General features: G+C 50.9%; 9 protein-coding genes. 3 read left to right on the plus strand and 6 right to left on the minus strand.

The genetic code is table 11. From position 1 onward, the window contains the following. Positions 1–4 precede the first annotated feature (4 nt). The 6 genes from MKQ68_RS06915 to MKQ68_RS06940 are packed head-to-tail and all read right to left on the minus strand — an operon-like array spanning position 5 to position 9,662. Entirely contained in the window at positions 5–2,254 is a 2,250-nt protein-coding gene (locus tag MKQ68_RS06915) for a DUF4838 domain-containing protein (protein ID WP_264282652.1), read from the minus strand. A 2-nt stretch (positions 2,255–2,256) separates the two neighbouring features. After that, positions 2,257–5,130 (minus strand): tetratricopeptide repeat protein, encoded by a 2,874-nt coding sequence (locus MKQ68_RS06920; protein ID WP_264282653.1) that lies wholly within the window; start codon positions 5,128–5,130, stop codon positions 2,257–2,259. Positions 5,131–5,132: 2 nt separating this feature from the next. After that, complete coding sequence (locus MKQ68_RS06925; protein ID WP_264282654.1) at positions 5,133–6,632, minus strand: glycosyltransferase family 2 protein; 1,500 nt, start codon at positions 6,630–6,632, stop codon at positions 5,133–5,135. Positions 6,633–6,658: 26 nt separating this feature from the next. Then, positions 6,659–8,104, minus strand: coding sequence for a glycosyltransferase family 2 protein (locus MKQ68_RS06930; protein WP_264282655.1), 1,446 nt, complete (start codon positions 8,102–8,104; stop codon positions 6,659–6,661). After that, positions 8,104–9,249, minus strand: a complete 1,146-nt coding sequence (locus MKQ68_RS06935; protein ID WP_264282656.1) for a HEAT repeat domain-containing protein — start codon at positions 9,247–9,249, stop codon at positions 8,104–8,106. Before MKQ68_RS06935 ends, MKQ68_RS06930 begins: the two co-directional genes overlap by 1 nt. A gap of 35 nt (positions 9,250–9,284) precedes the next feature. Beyond that, entirely contained in the window at positions 9,285–9,662 is a 378-nt protein-coding gene (locus MKQ68_RS06940) for a response regulator (protein ID WP_264282657.1), read from the minus strand. Between the two features lie 374 nt (positions 9,663–10,036). On the opposite strand from MKQ68_RS06940, the gene MKQ68_RS06945 reads away from it, so the two are divergent. Genes MKQ68_RS06945 through MKQ68_RS06955 form a run of 3 tightly spaced genes read left to right on the plus strand, consistent with a single transcriptional unit; the run spans position 10,037 to position 14,867 of the window. Further along, the gene (locus MKQ68_RS06945) at positions 10,037–13,453 is read left to right on the plus strand and encodes a response regulator (RefSeq protein WP_264282658.1); all 3,417 of its coding nucleotides are present in this window, start codon (positions 10,037–10,039) and stop codon (positions 13,451–13,453) included. 12 nt (positions 13,454–13,465) lie between these two features. Further along, positions 13,466–14,287: a CheR family methyltransferase gene (locus MKQ68_RS06950; RefSeq protein ID WP_264282659.1), complete on the plus strand. Its 822-nt coding sequence runs from the start codon at positions 13,466–13,468 to the stop codon at positions 14,285–14,287. Between the two features lie 10 nt (positions 14,288–14,297). Beyond that, entirely contained in the window at positions 14,298–14,867 is a 570-nt protein-coding gene (locus MKQ68_RS06955; protein WP_264282660.1) for a chemotaxis protein CheB, read from the plus strand. Positions 14,868–14,881: the final 14 nt, after the last annotated feature.

Below are 14,881 nucleotides of genomic sequence, written 5' to 3' on the forward strand. Positions count from 1 at the left end.
TAATCTATAGTATGGTTATTTCGTCACAGCATAAACCCGGCTTCTTGTTTTCCGCACCCCTCCAGGCCGGAATGGCCGGTAAACATTTGGCTGTTACGCGTATGTAACGTACGCTGGTAGCGGGCACATTCAGCTGCACGTTCCGGATAGCGGCCGTGTAATCTTCTTCTCCCACGGCGGCCAGGTCTTGTCTGCCCGCGGGTTTGTAGGTTTTGCCATCCACCGAGGTTTCCACCATCACACTCACAGGCGCGAAAATGTAATGCCGCGCATCCTGCAAAAAGCTGGTTTGTACCCGTTGTATATTTTTAGCCTGACCAAGGTCGATAGTGGCCACCATATCCTGTCCGTAGAAGTACAGCCAGTTTGTGGAAAAATCCAGTCCGCCGGTGAGTCCGTCGGTGAGGGTGCGCTCGCCTTTGGCCGGATAGTCTTCTGAGTAAGGGAACTGCAGGTTTACCTTGGCGCCAAAGGCCATGCTGTTCAGCCACTTCTTCGCGAAAATATCTGCCCACTCTTTCGCGTAAGCGTCGGGGGACAGGCCACCTTCGGACAATTCTGTTACGCCTGCCTTCTTTGCCTGTGCTACAAACCGCTGTACGCGGGCAGGCCATTTTGGATTTACCACGTAGGCGGCGCCCTGCGGAACGAGGTAGCCGAACTTCTCCGCGCCGTAGAAGCGGGATTGCTGCAATACTACATATTCGAGCGACAAGCGCGTTTCGTATACACGTTCCTGTAAATACACATTGCCACCCACGGCCTGTTCTGCTTTGTCAAGCAGGGTAGAGTACTGGTCGAGCAGCTCCGGTTTCAGGTAACCAGCATTGGTGCCGCCGTAAATATCCAGCCGTGTTTTGCTGCTTTGCAGGCCTTTATGCAGCGCATCGAGGTATTCGATGATAAATGGACCCGCAGCGCCGTAGTAGTCGTTTAAAAAGGCTTTGCTGGCCGCCTGGAAGTCCAGGTCCTGCTTCCACAACAACTTCGCTTGTAAGTAGCTGTTATAAGCCGCCATATCGCTAAAGGTGGCACCGCTGCCCTGGGAGAATATGCCCTTCACGCCATTGTCTGCAAAGTAGCGCAGGTTCGGTTGTATCTGCAGGTAGTCGGGGAATGGGTTCAGGTAATTCGTGAACTGGGTAGTGTAATCCCAGATAAAGATGTTCGGCGTTTTAGCGGCCCATCCTTTTAAATCATTCCTGAAACTTGCTGCCGAAGCGCCGCTGCTGATAGGCTCGTGGCGATACACTGCAATGGTGCTCAGCATCACGAAAACATTGGCTGCAGGTTTTATATTCTTAGGAGGATGCACGGTTTGCTCGTACGCCAATGTGGTAATGTTCTGTTGCGGGAATTTAGCCGCCACGCGGTTCACAAAGCTGATGAGTGATCCCTGGTGACCGCCCTCTGCTGCGTTGATACGGCTACATTTATCGCAAGTGCAAAAGCCACCGCCGTCTTCCGGGCTCACCGACCAGTATAAGGCATCAGGATTCTCCGCCATCGCGTTACGCAGCGATTCCGTAAGGATGCGCAGCACGTTGTCGTTACTCAGGCACAATTGTGTCGCTTGTCGTTTGCCGTTCACCAGCGCATAGTATTCCGGATGCGTGGCGAAGTAGGTTTTGGGCGGCACAAGTTTAAAGAAAGAGTGCCCCCAGATACCCCAGAGGTCTTCGAAGCGATGAAGTTTATGCCAGTCGAGGTACTCTGCATCTGCAGAAGCAGGGTAGTAGCTTTCCCGGTATACAAAGGCCGGTTCCTGCCGGTTGTCGAGGTATTGCGGAATGTTGATCGTTTTTGATGCGGGCGCGCTCGCAGGGGCGCTGGTGTATTTCTTACAACCAAGGTAGGTTTCCAGCAGCGTGTATACACCGTATAACACGCCTTTGCCACTGCCGCCCACAATAAATATGTCGCTCGCGTCGGAGCCTATCCAGAAGCCTTCGCCATTGATCTTCGTTTTGGTCAGTGCGTTCCCACGCGTCGTTTTACCAATGTAAATCGCCGACCGGTCTTTATTGTAAGCACTTTCTTTGATGATGTTCAGCGTGGCGCCCGACATCCGTTTCAGGTATTGTTGTAACACTTCGGCCGAGCGGCTTTCTGCTTTGGAAGCCTCGTCTGGCACAATGATCACGTGCCGGGCTGCACCGTTCTGCACCAGGGTAATATCCCCCGCCTTAATATGGCAACCGGTGGTGATCAAAATTGCCATTATTCCTAACAAAGTCTGAAACGTAGTGCGCATAACTAGAATTTACGAAGGAACATCAGGTAAATATCGTACTGGTTCTGGAACTGGCTGTCGCCAATCTTCTGGTTGATCCAGGTGCCGTTAATACTGAGCGTGTTCCGGTATTTGATGGTCTTCTGATAACCCGCGCCTACACTACGTGTAAGCAAACCCGATAACTGGGGAAAGGCAATCAAACGGCTACGGTCGTCCGGCGATGTACCCAGTCCCGCAAACACTGAGAGGAAGTCCTGTCCGCGGTTCATATAATAACGGGTCGTCAGGTTAAAGGAAGTATAAAAGTCAGAGGAGTCGCTGATGAAGTATGCGCGGCCATTCACCCAGAAGTCGTTAAAGGTTTTCGCCAGTGATACAACGCCCGCAATGCTCTCCACACTGTCTGCCTTCAGGTAACGGGCGCCGAGTTCCGCCTCAATATCGTGTTTAAAGGTTTTGAAGATGGAGTAGCCGAGTCGCAGCTGCGGAAACGCTACTTCGTTCGAGTAAGTTGCAATGCCGTAGCTGTACAGCGATTTGCTATGATTGATAAAGGCCTCCAGCTCGCCCTGTATACCCGTACCCTGCGCGCGGCCGGCGTAACTGATACGGCCGGCGATAGAACCGCGTTTAATGAAGCGTCGATACTCGAGGGTAGCTACCTGGTAGCGGTTGTCGGAGTAATCGTATTGGGTGTTCAGGTAATACAACCCAAACTGGTTCTTTAATGTTTTGCTGCGCAGGAAGTCGGCGTAATCGGTGTTAGCCGCACTTCCATTCAGTTTTACCAGGCTATCGGCCGCCAGTGCTGCTTCTGCATAACGCTGCTGGTTCTCCAGCGACACGACGCGTTTCTGCAAAAAGGTTTCCTGCGATGGATAGTATCTTAAACCTTCCTGTGCTAATGCCAATGCGCTATCATTCTGTCCCCGGCTGCTGTAAATATTGATGCTGTATAATAACGCCAGTGAATCGCGCCGGTTCATCGACAGCACTTTTCTAAATGCCTGTAATGCACTGTCCGGCTGATTGTTACGCTGGTATTCCTGCCCCTGTTGCAACAAACCGTCGGTATACGCAGTTTTGTAACGCAGCGTGAACGGGTAACGTTGCAGCAATTGTGCATTGATGTCGTTCGCTTCCGCATAACGTTTCAGTTCGGTGAGTGCGGCCGACTTTTTCAGCAGCAGGTCTTTGTTATCAGGATAATAGGAGAGGCCCTGGTCGGCATATGCCAGCGCGCTGTCGGCCTGTTTGGTGGCGCTTTGCAGGTTGATCATGTAGTTCAGCGCATCCAGGTTGTCGGGGGCCTGTGCGAGCACCAGTGCAAACTGCTGCCTGGCCATATCATATTCTTCCGACTGCATCAGGATGCGACCTGCGGTAAGTCGAAGGTCTACAAAGGTGGATGCATATCTTTCGTCGTTCGGATGGTTGTTCAGTAAAGTTTCTACGATTTCGGCGGCTTCATCGTAACGTCCCATTTCCGCCAGTACGCTCGATTTTTTTGTGAGGAAGCGGGGATTGTTTGGGTAGTAAGACAGGGCGTTGTCCAGCGCTGTTAACGCCCGGTTGTAATCGCGGCGGCCAATGTAAGTATTAGCCAGCATGTCCAGCACGGTGGTGTCGGATGGGGATACCTGCCGCGCATTTTCCAGTTCGGCAATAGCCAGGTCGTATTGCTGTTGGGCCAGGTAATCGCGGCCGCTTTGAACTTTCAGGTAGGTGTAACGGTTGCGCAGGTCGGTAGAACCAGGGTTCAGCTGACGCAATCTGCCTGTAATGGTAGCGGCTTCGGTGAACTTACGGTCGGCTTCGAGTACATCCGCTTTCAGTCCCAACAAACGCTGATCGTTCGGGTTACTTTTTAATCCCCGGTTGATCCAGGCGAGTGCTTCGCGGTACGCACCACGGCTCATGCTAAGGCCAATCACTTTGTCCAGCGCAGCACGGTTGCCCGGACTTTTCTCCAATACGCTCTGGTACAGCATATAGGGATCGGTATCCGTATAATAGCCCGCAGCATCCATACGCAGTTGCGTTTCCATCTGCCGGGCCTTGCTATCGTTCGGGTAATACTTCAGTACTTCCTTTAAAGTGGCCAATGCATCGGGATAGGCGTGCATTTGTTCCTGTAAGCCCAGCTTCTTCATCAGCAGCTCATACGACTTGGGATTAGTCGCCAGTTCCGCATTTACCTGCTCCAAAGCACTGGTGTAGTTGCGGTTCTGCACGTACATCGTGGTGATCGCAGCCTTGGCCTCTTCGTTAGCAGGCTGTATCGCCAGTACTTTTTCGTAATTCGTTTTTGCCATTACGCTGTTGCCGGCGCGTTTGTATACATCTGCCGCCATCAGGTAATGGCCGATGTAAGCATTACGCACGGTGGTGTCCTCCGGGAAGCGGTCCAGCAGTTGTGGTGCATAGCTGTCGCCCCGGTAAAACTTACCGGAAGCGTCCATGATGCTGAGTTTTTTGAGCATCAGTTCTTTATCGTTCGGGAACTCGTACAAGGCTTCATCCACAAAGCAGCCGGCCTCTTCGTACTTCTTTTCCGTCATTTCAATATTGATAGCGTAGAAGTAGGCGTCGCGGTAACGCGGCGCTTTGGCAATCACAGCGTTTACCTGTACCCGTGCGTTTTTGTTATCGCCGGTAAGCATGTACAGTCTGCCCAGCAACAACTGCTGGTCTACGAAGTCGGGCTGTTTGGCCAGCGCCTGTTTCGACAATGCTATAGCCTTTGCATATTGTTTTTGTTTGGTCGCCTGCACGGCCTGTTCGTACAGGGCGTCGGCATCGCCGCTGCCTTTTTTAAACAGCTGCGCATGCGCGGTAAAGCCTGTCAGTAATATCGTCGCAAATAGAATATATCTTAAAGATGCCATCATCATGTTTAAGCAGTTTGTACTTTTTTCTTCTGTCCAAATCCCTGGCGCTGCATGTTGCCCCAGCTGTGTTTCTTACCAATGATAAAGAAGTAATATCCGCGCAAAGCAAAAAACACGATCAGTGGATGATATATCAATGGTTCGAGGAAGGCCATCACAGCCAGTCCCAGCACTTCTTTCCAGGTTTTGTAATAACGGTACGTGATGTGGTCCCACCAGATCGCCATGGTGGTGATCATGATCGAATAGAGATACACGAATAATAGCAGGATGATCGCATAAGGCCAGTTGATCTGGTCGGTGGCAATCAGGTAGATGTAATAGAAGATACCGGTCACCTCGATAATAGGAGCGAGGAACTCGAACAAAAGGTTATAGGGTAATACGACCAGGCCCAGTTGTTTGTAACGCGGATTAAAGATTACTTTACGGTGCATGGTGATAATTTCTGCCAGGCCGCGTCCCCAGCGCGTACGCTGGCGGCTGAAGATCTTCATGTTAGGCGGTCCTTCTGTCCAGCATTGTGTGGTCGGTATATAACGAATAGCGTATTTCAGCTTGTTGTCGATCATATAGGTACACATGCGGGTTACAATGTCCATATCCTCCGCAAAGGATTTACTGTCGTAACCGCCCGCCTTAATCGCTATCTCTTTATCGAACAAGCCCAAACCGCCGGATACGTTCGGCACGCAGTTGATCAGGCTCCAGCCCATTTTACCCAGTACATAAGCACGGATGTACTCCATTTCCTGGAAGCGGGGTAACAGCTGGCGCGGAGGCCTTACGCGCGTAATCACACCTTCGTCGATGTCGGAGCTGTTGGCCAGTCGCAGGGTAGCGCCGGTAGCAATAACGCGGGTACTGTCTTCCACCACATGGATGTAACCACACTCCGGGCAAGGTTCACCCACTTCTTTGATCTTTTTGTCGTCCTCGTCCATAAAGGGTTTGATCATGCGAAGCAGGGTGTCTTTTTCGATGATACAATCCACATCCGTACAAAGGAAGTAATCGAAGGCCGCAGCGTTAATGCCTGCATTGGATGCATCTGCCTTACTTTTACCATTCACTTTATCTACCACTACCAGTTTGTCATAAGCCGTGTTGCGAGACTTGAACAGGCGTTTTACGGGTTGTGATTTGATGCGTTCGTTGTAAGCAAAATCCACTTGCTCGAGTTCAAACTCGTTGATCAGTTTGTCGAGGGTATCGTCGGTACTACCGTCGTTCACGATGATGATCTCAAACTTCGGGTAGTTAAGGGTCATCAGCGAGCGCACGTTCTGGATAATGGTTACCGATTCGTTAAACGCCGGGGCAATGATGGAGATGCCCGGCGCCAGTGGCGACTGTAACAGCTTATCATAGTCCACGTAACTATTCTTACGCTGGTACCTGATGATGCCTCTTAGTGAAAGCATGGCCAGCAGGGCGTACATGAATAACATGGTACAGCCGTACACAAACACAAAGCCTTCATAAAAATTTTTAAATAATTCCATCGCCTGATATTTAGATCAATTGCACGCTATTTTTGAGTCGCTACTTTAGCAGTAGTCTGGAAACCGCGCCGCTGCATGTTACCCCAGCCACTCTTCTTGCCCGTAAGGAAGTTCAGATACCCGCGTATTGAGAAAATCACGATCAGCGGGTGATACAGGAAAAACTCCATAAACGGCGTGAGGCACAAGTACAGTGCTTCCCGCCAGGTTTTATAGTAGCGGAAAGTAAGCTGGTCCCACAGGATGGCGATCGTCGTGATCATTACCGAATACGTATACACGAACAGCAGCAGCCATAATGCTGTAGGCCAGTTAATGAAGCCGAGTATCGCCATCACGATATAATAGATAACACCGGTGATCTCCACCAGCGGTGCCAGCAATTCGAAGAAGAAGTTGTAAGGGAAAACGATGAGACCCATACGTCCGTAACGAGGGTTCATGAACATGCCGAAGTGTGCGTACATCAGCTGGGCCAGGCCGCGCGCCCAGCGGGTACGCTGACGGTTGAATATTTTTACGGTCGATGGTGCTTCCGTCCAGCAAAGTGTTTTCGGCACATAGCGGATCGCGTAGTCGATTTTGTTATCGTGCGCATAGCGACACATACGTGTCATCAGCTCCATATCCTCCCCAAAGGAAGTGTGGTCATAACCACCGCAGCGGATGGCTATCTCTTTGTCGAACAGTCCGAGGCCGCCAGATACGTTAGGTACGCAGTTCAGCAGGCTCCAGCCCATCTTCCCCAATACAAATGCACGGATGTATTCCACTTCCTGGAAGCGGGGCAGCAATTGCCTCGGCGGCCGCATCCTCACCATTACACCATCGTCAAACTCGCAGGAGTTGGCGATACGCAGGGTAGCGCCGGTGGCGATCACGCGTTTGTTTTTTTCCTGCATCACCGGTTTAATCAGTTCCGTGATCGTGTTTTTATCGAGGATACAGTCTACGTCCGTACAAACGAAGTGGGGGTGAGCGGCGGCATTGATGCCGGCATTTACGGCATCGGCCTTACTTTTACCGTTCACTTTGTCGATCACCATCAGTTTGGCGTAGGCCGGGTTGGTCGACTTATAAATGCGCCTTACTGGTTTGGTCTGGATCTTTGCATTGTAGGCGAAATCCACCGGTACTAATTCAAACTCATTGATCAGCTGCTCCAGACTGTCGTCGGTGCTGCCGTCATTGACGATAATGATCTCGTAATTGGCGTAATTCAGTGTGAGCAGTGAGCGCACGTTAAAGATGATCGTAAGACCTTCGTTAAAGGCCGGTGCCAATACCGTAACGCCCGGGGCGAGCGGAGAGCTCATGAGCACATCCGGCTCATGGAATTTGTCCTTCCGTGCATAAGCCCTCACGGCAATAAAGGAGAAAATGGCCAGCAGGGCATAGGTGGTCAGCAGGATTAACCCGTAAACGAAAATCGTGCTCTCATATATCTTGCCGATGGTTTCCCAGATAGTCATCAATATTTGATTAGAGGGTTCATGCTATGTTTCAGAATGAGCTTGTTTTCCGGGGTAGACGTATCTACCAGCTCCTGTACCAGTCCTTTGGCCGCCCATTGGTTGTTGATGATCGACTTTGCTGCATGTTTGCGTACTTCGAAATCTGTGGCGTGCAGGAACTCCTGCCGCAGGAAGTCGATGTATTTACCGCTGCTGATGCGCCCGATGGCTTTGAGTATTTCCAGCTGGCAGAGCAGTGGTTGCGTGTCATACATGTACACCAGTTTTTCTTCGACGGTTTCCACTTTCAGTTTGCCCAGGCAGTTAATGGCATCGGCGCGGAGGTAGTGATCTTTGGTGCCGAGCAGCTTTACTACCGCAGGTACGGCGCTGATCTGGTTATAGTGTACGACCAGCTTCAAACAGAACGACACCACACTCTTATTTGTGGAGTAGGTGATCCATTGCGCAAAGTTGGGAATAGCGATATGTTCCGTGGTGGAGATGATCTTGAATAGCTCTACCTGGTCCCATTCGAGCAGGGGCTCGGTGGCCACATCAAAAAACTTAAAGGGTTCGTTCTTACTCAATTTGATGTAAGCATGCCGTGCCGCCGCGCGTAGCTCACGGTTACGGCTGTTGGTGAGGGGCAAAATAGTTACGTCGGCGATTGACATGTTCATGCTGGTGAACTCATACAATGCCTGTACTTTCTTTTCCCATTTGCCCGACTTCATTTTATTGAGCGTGTCTTTATCCAGCTCCAGTTGCACGTACAAGTTGTGGATCAGGTCGCCCATGGCACCGCGAACGTTTTTGCGGAAGTTGATGAGGCGGTCGATCAGTGCCTGCCGGGCCCATTTCTTTTGAAATACGGGCAGCTCAAATACCTCGATAGGCAGTTGCACCTGGTTGGGCGACAACTCCGGATCGTTGAGCGCTTCATTCATGAGTATGTGTTCGATCAGCAGCTGATCGATCATAGGTTGAAGTTTAGCGAGCCGTTTATCTCTCTGGTTGCCTTTGAAACGCGCCCAAAGGATGGAGAAGTATGCCAGCAACGTGGCTGTTACCGCAATAACGATAAATACGAGCGCAATCTGTATGATCAGTGGCGCATACCGGAAATCGTGAAACAGTACAGAGAAGGACTCTGAAAACATGCACTTAAGTTTAGGATATGGTGTACTGGTAAGGTCTATTTATATTGCATCAGCAAACGCTTCACACGGATGAGCAGTTCGCCTGGAATAACGGGTTTTTTAAGGAAGTCGTCCGCACCGAGTTTAAAACCCTCCAGGATCATATCTTCATTACCTGCGTTGGATACGATGATAACGGGAATAGGTTTTCCATCGGGACGGTTTTTTACTTTGCTGAGGATCTCGAATCCATTGGCATACGGCATCATGATATCGGTGATGATCAGGTCGTAGCCGAAGTTCGTTTCATCTAATTTCGAAAAAGCTTCCTTGCCATTGGTAACGTGATCGATCTGGTATTCTTCGCGATGAAGGATACGCTCCATGATCTTCGGCATTACTTCATCATCTTCTACTAACAAAATTTTACTCATACTGCAAGGTTTTTATGGACAGAAGAGCATTGTGCTGCTACGGTGCCAAATAGGTATCTTAACGGTTATATTATAAATATAGGTACTTCTGTGCTATTTCCGGTCATATCTACGCCGGAACCCAGCCTACGGTTTTTCTGAAAACAGATTTTTTATTGTTTTAATACACCATTTTTCATTTATATGTTCATGCGTATACATCACTCACTGCGATACAAAAGAAACAAATGTTTCGTTCATAACAAAGGACCTATGATATTCTTTTAAAGGTAGTTAGTAATCCATATCATACTTCGGGCCAACTGGCTTATATTTGTGCCAATAACCATGGCGTTGTTGCCGGCACACCCTAGATATCTCATATGGCTATTTCGATGAAGAACCGTTTATACACAGGATTTGCAGTCGCTATCCTGCTTGTACTTATCGGTAGTATTTTGTCCTACATCACCTTCAGAAGACAAACCCGGGAAGCAGACTGGGTGCAGCATACATATGAAGTAATTACCCAGGCGCAGCGTATTAACCGCCTCATTTACGACATGCAGGTGTCGGGCAACAGCTATCGCATCATCCAGGATAAGAAGTTCCTCGACCCTTACTTTGCCACCAAACCCAAACTCGCACCGGCGCTGGAGAACCTCAAACGCCTGACCGACGACAACTTTCTCCAGACACAGCAGATCGATTCCCTGGAAACGGAGATCAATCGCCTGGTCCACTTCTGGGAGTCGCTGGGGGATGATATTCCCATGGAATATGTGTTTGAGCATCAGCTGGAGATATCGCTTACCGAAGGCAAACACCTGGAAACGGTACACCGCAGGGTACAAAACCTGGTGGAGAACGAACGTAATTTACTGGTGATCCGTAACAACCGCAATGATACTTACGTGGGCCGCGCTACGGTGATGCTCGCTTTCAACTGCGTACTGATCCTGATCGTAGCGTTTACGCTCATGTGGTTTACATTCCGCGAATTCCGCAACCGCTGGCGGGCCGAGCGTAAGCTTACGCAAAAGGTGGATGAGCTGGTAACGCTCAACGAAGTAGCCAACGAACGGAACTGGTTGCTTACAGGGATGAGTCGGCTGAATGAAAGCCTGCAGGGAAATGCAGAACTCGATGCGATGATGGAACAGTTCCTGTATACGCTCGTGTCTTACCTGCGTTACCCGGCCGGAGCGCTTTACTACTACGACGAACTCTCCAATACATTGCGCATGGGCGCATCAGTGGCGTTGCCCGACACGGCACGCCAGAGTTATAAATTAAAGGAAGGCATGATCGGACAGGCGGCGATGCGCCGCGAATTGATGATCATGACGGATGTTCCGGATTCTTACTGGCATATCGAAGGCGGCGCGGGCAAGGCCCAGCCTGGCACGGTGTTGCTGGCCCCGCTGTGGCGCGACAATATGCAGGTTGGCGTGATCGAGCTGGCGTCGTTCGGTACGGTGCGCGACCGGGAAAGGCAATTGGTGGAACAGGCGTCCGGCGATATTGCTGTGGCCCTCAGCGCTGCTTCGGCCCGTGACACGGCTACCAAGCTGTTGCAACAGCTGCAGCAGCAAAAAGAGGTGCTCGAAACGCAGCAGGAGGAACTGCGGCAGACGAACGAGGAACTTACCCGCCAGTCGGAGATACTGCAGGCTTCTGAAGAAGAACTGCGGGTACAGGAGGAAGAATTGAGGCAGGTGAACGACGAAATGAGCGAAAAGAACAAGGCGCTGGAAATTACCCGCCAGGAGCTGTCGGTGAAGGCGCAGGAGCTGGAGCAAACGAGCAAGTACAAGTCGGAGTTCCTCGCAAATATGTCGCACGAGCTGCGTACGCCACTGAACAGCGTGCTCATTCTCGCCCGCCTGCTGGAAGAAAACCGCACACAGAATCTCACCCCCAAACAAATGGAATATGCAGGCATCATTCATAAGTCGGGCTCCGACCTGCTGGAACTGATCGATGACATCCTGCACCTGGCCAAAATTGAGGCGGGTAAAATAGAAATGAATTTTGAATCGGAGGAGATACGCGACATCGTAGCCGACATGGAACGCCTGTTCCGCGTAGTGGCCGATGAGAAGAAGATCCGCTTCAGCACGAAAGTAGCTCTTTCTGTACCGGATCGCATCCGCACGGATCGCCAGCGGCTGGAACAGGTGATCAAGAACCTGTTATCAAATGCTTTCAAATTCACGCCTGCCAATGGAACGATCGATCTGACGGTGGAAGTGAAGCGCGACGGGTTGCTGTATGTGGAGGTGAGGGATACCGGTACGGGCATCGCCGCCGAAAAGCTGCAACTCATCTTCGAGGCGTTCCGCCAGGCGGATGGGTCTACCAGCCGGAAATATGGCGGTACGGGCCTTGGATTGTCAATTAGTAAAGAACTTACCCGTCGCCTCGGTGGCGAGATCCGGGTAGAAAGCAGGGTGGGAGAAGGCAGTATATTCACCGTAGTACTGCCGGTCGAATCTTCCGGAGAAGCCATGATCACGGCGCCGGTGAGCGACGTGAAGCCTGCCGCCACATTTGCTGCCGCGTCACCTCAACCGGTAAACGTCAGGCCGCCTGTCGTACAGGAAGTACGCGACGACCGCGATTCAGTCAGTAAAACGGATAAACTCGTCCTCATTATAGAAGATGATGCCACTTTTGCCGCCATCCTGCGTGATGCGGCGCGTGACAAAGGATATAAGGTCGTCGTCGCCCTCAATGGAAATGATGGCGTGTACCTGGCGCGCAAGTTCCTCCCAAGCGCCATCATCCTCGATATGAACCTGCCGCTGATCGATGGCAGCAGCATCCTCAAAATATTAAAGGGGAACGAAGACCTGAAGCATATTCTCGTACACGTGATCTCCGCCGGCGAAATATCGGCCCAGGTGAAGAACAAAGTACATGGCTATACGCAAAAGCCGCTGCAGCTCACCGACATGGAAACGGTGTTCAGCGGTATCAGTCAGCAGTTACAGGCAGGCTTCAAGAATGTGCTCATCGTGTCGAACGGTGGACTGCTCCACAATCCGTCCATCCAGGTGATGAGCGACGAGCGCCAGATGGAAACGCATTATGAGCAGGTGGCCAGTGTGCAGGAAGCAATGGAGCGCCTGGTGAACAACGATTTTGAGGGTATTATCCTGGATGTAGGCAAGGATGCCAAGGCGGGCATTCAACAATTGCTGCAGTTAAGGCAGCTTACGGCGGCGAAGAATATGCCCATCATTGTTTATATCGACCAGGACATATCAGAGGCAGACGAGCAACAGATCCGGAAGGAAGCCGCGGCGATCGTACGCAATTCCACTTTCTCCGCCGACCGGTTGATGGACGAGCTGGAGCTGTTCCTCTATAAATTGAAAGAAGCGGAAAATAACCCGGAGCGGGCCGAAAAGCTGATGCGAGCGGCAGATGTGAAGATGGAAGGAAAGAAAATACTGCTGGCCGACGATGATATGCGCAACGTATTCTCGCTCAGCGCGCTGCTGGAAGGGCATGGACTGGACGTAATAACGGCCTCCGATGGTAAGGAAGCCTTACGGATGCTCGACGAGCACCCGGACATTCAGCTCGTGCTGATGGACATAATGATGCCGGAAATGGACGGTTACGAGGCAATTCGCCACATACGGGCCAATCCTAAGATGGCATCGCTACCGATCATTGCGTTAACCGCCAAAGCAATGACCGGTGACAGGGAAAAATGTATTCAGGCCGGGGCGTCCGATTACGTGGCGAAACCGGTAAATAATAATAAGTTGTTGTCGCTGATGAGAGTTTGGCTGGCATAACTGGCGTTCGTTATGAATGAAGAAATTTCCATGGCGGACTACCTCGAAGTAATCCAGGTGATCCGTTTACGTTATGGCTACGATTTTACGGGGTATGCGCAAGCCTCCCTCAAACGCCGCCTCGTGCGGTTTATGGGGCACGCGAACGTAGCATCGGTCTTCGACCTTAAGCACCAGCTGGTGAATGATGCGAATTTTTTCAACCAGATGGTGCAATACCTTACGGTGAACGTAACCGAAATGTTCCGTGACCCGGCTTTTTACAAAACTTTAAAGGAAGTGGTGTTGCCCAAACTGGCCGCTTATCCCAATATTAAGATATGGCATGCCGGTTGCTCTACAGGTGAAGAGGTGTACTCAATGGCGATTCTGCTGCATGAGGCCGGATTACTGGAACGCACGCGTATTTACGCTACGGACTTAAATCCCGCCAACCTGGAAAGGGCTGCATCGGGCGTAGTGCAGCTGGAATATATGAAGGAGTACACGGCTAATTATATACAGGCCGGCGGGCAGCAGGACTTTTCGGACTATTATACGGCGCGGTACGACAAGGTGATCCTGCAGAAGGAGTTGCGGAAAAATATCACCTTCTTTCAGCATAACCTGGTTACCGACCAGGTATTTAATGAGTTTCAGCTGATCTGCTGCCGCAACGTATTTATCTATTTTAACCGCGACCTGCAGAACGATGTATTGAAACTCTTTTACGATAGCTTGTCGCCCTGGGGTTACCTGGCGCTGGGAATTAAGGAGTCCTTACGATTTACCGAAATGAAAAACGCGTTCGAGAACGTGCATATGAATCATAAAATTTACCGGCGTAAAAGATAAGTCCCAAACAATGGAAGCGCAGTTCAATATCATCCTGATAGGAGGTTCCGCAGGCAGCTTGCAGCCGGTAATCTCAATACTGGAGCAGCTTCCGGAGGATTTGCGTATTCCTGTAGTGATCGTATTACACCGGTTACGGAACGTGCAGAGTGAGATGGACAGGTTGCTGTCCGTGAAAAAAAAGATCACAGAGCCGGAAGATAAAGAGAAAATTTTGCCGGGCCGTATCTATCTTGCGCCCCAAAATTATCACCTCATGCTGGAAGCCGACGATACCTTCATGCTCGATTACTCCGAGCTGGTGAACTTCAGCCGTCCTTCCATCGACATGACATTTAGCAGCGCTGCAATCGCTTATCAGCATAAAGTAATGGCCATACTACTCAGTGGTGCCAATCACGACGGTGCCGCCGGCCTGTGTGAAATAGCCGCCCAGGGCGGTACTGCGATCGTGCAGGACCCTGCCGAAGCCGATTTTGATGTGATGCCGCTGGCGGCTATAGCGATGTGCGATCGGGCACGGGTGATGAGCATTGAAGATATCAATCTATACATAAAAAGTAACACGCAGGCGGATTGATGCCTGCCAACAAT

Origin of the sequence: Chitinophaga horti (assembly GCF_022867795.2) — a bacterium.
Classification (GTDB): domain Bacteria; phylum Bacteroidota; class Bacteroidia; order Chitinophagales; family Chitinophagaceae; genus Chitinophaga; species Chitinophaga horti.

What these genes read in the sequence shown, in the direction of transcription:
- MKQ68_RS06920 (WP_264282653.1), bottom strand. Translation starts at nt 5,130, where the DNA reads ATGATGATGGCATCTTTAAGATATATTCTATTTGCGACGATATTACTG.
- MKQ68_RS06955 (WP_264282660.1), top strand. Translation starts at nt 14,298, where the DNA reads ATGGAAGCGCAGTTCAATATCATCCTGATAGGAGGTTCCGCAGGCAGC.
- MKQ68_RS06940 (WP_264282657.1), bottom strand. Translation starts at nt 9,662, where the DNA reads ATGAGTAAAATTTTGTTAGTAGAAGATGATGAAGTAATGCCGAAGATC.
- MKQ68_RS06915 (WP_264282652.1), bottom strand. Translation starts at nt 2,254, where the DNA reads ATGCGCACTACGTTTCAGACTTTGTTAGGAATAATGGCAATTTTGATC.
- MKQ68_RS06930 (WP_264282655.1), bottom strand. Translation starts at nt 8,104, where the DNA reads ATGACTATCTGGGAAACCATCGGCAAGATATATGAGAGCACGATTTTC.
- MKQ68_RS06935 (WP_264282656.1), bottom strand. Translation starts at nt 9,249, where the DNA reads ATGTTTTCAGAGTCCTTCTCTGTACTGTTTCACGATTTCCGGTATGCG.
- MKQ68_RS06945 (WP_264282658.1), top strand. Translation starts at nt 10,037, where the DNA reads ATGAAGAACCGTTTATACACAGGATTTGCAGTCGCTATCCTGCTTGTA.
- MKQ68_RS06925 (WP_264282654.1), bottom strand. Translation starts at nt 6,632, where the DNA reads ATGGAATTATTTAAAAATTTTTATGAAGGCTTTGTGTTTGTGTACGGC.
- MKQ68_RS06950 (WP_264282659.1), top strand. Translation starts at nt 13,466, where the DNA reads ATGAATGAAGAAATTTCCATGGCGGACTACCTCGAAGTAATCCAGGTG.